Source organism: Streptomyces sp. APSN-46.1 (assembly GCF_022815725.1).
Lineage (GTDB): Bacteria > Actinomycetota > Actinomycetes > Streptomycetales > Streptomycetaceae > Streptomyces.
The window spans coordinates 1-614 of sequence record NZ_JALGRF010000026.1 but is presented as its reverse complement, the minus strand read 5'-3'; the positions used below and the strand labels follow the sequence as shown (position 1 = coordinate 614).

General features: G+C 67.1%; 1 protein-coding gene. It reads left to right on the top strand.

Annotation, left to right across the window (positions count from 1 at the left end):
* Positions 1–21: 21 nt before the first annotated feature.
* Positions 22–614, top strand: a 593-nt coding sequence (locus tag MTF65_RS30075; protein ID WP_243632163.1) for a condensation domain-containing protein, incomplete at its 3' end; no start/stop codon positions are given.

The window sequence follows — 614 nt, the reverse complement described above, 5'->3', positions numbered from 1 at the left end:
CGGCACGAGAGCCTGCGTACGGTGTTCCCCGAGGTCGACGGTGTGCCGCACCAGCTGATCCTCGACCCGGCCGAGGCCGTGGCCGAATTCTCGGTCACCGAGGTGTCGCCGGGTGGGGAGGACGCCCTTCTGGGCGACACGGCAGGGCAAGGTTTTGATCTGGAGCGTGAGCTTCCGATACGGGTCCACGTGTTCGGGCTGGCGCCCGACCAGCACGTCGTGCAGCTGGTGCTGCATCACATCGCGGGTGATGGCTGGTCGATGGGGCCGTTGACGCGTGATCTGGCCCGGGCGTATGCGGCGCGGTGCCGGGGTGAGGTTCCCGCGTGGGAGCCGTTGCCTGTTCAGTACGCGGATTACACGTTGTGGCAGCGGGAGCTGCTGGGGTCGCAGGACGACCCGGAGAGTCTGCTCAGCGCTCAGATCGACTTCTGGAAGGCCGCTCTCGCCGACCTTCCGGAACAGGTGGCCATCCCTACGGATCGCCCTCGGCCGGATGTGAGTTCCTACCGTGGTGACGGACTGCGGGCCCAGTTCGATGCCGGGGTGCATCGGGGTGTGGTGGGGCTTGCGCGTGAGTGTGGCGTGAGTGTGTTCATGGTGTTGCAGGCGTC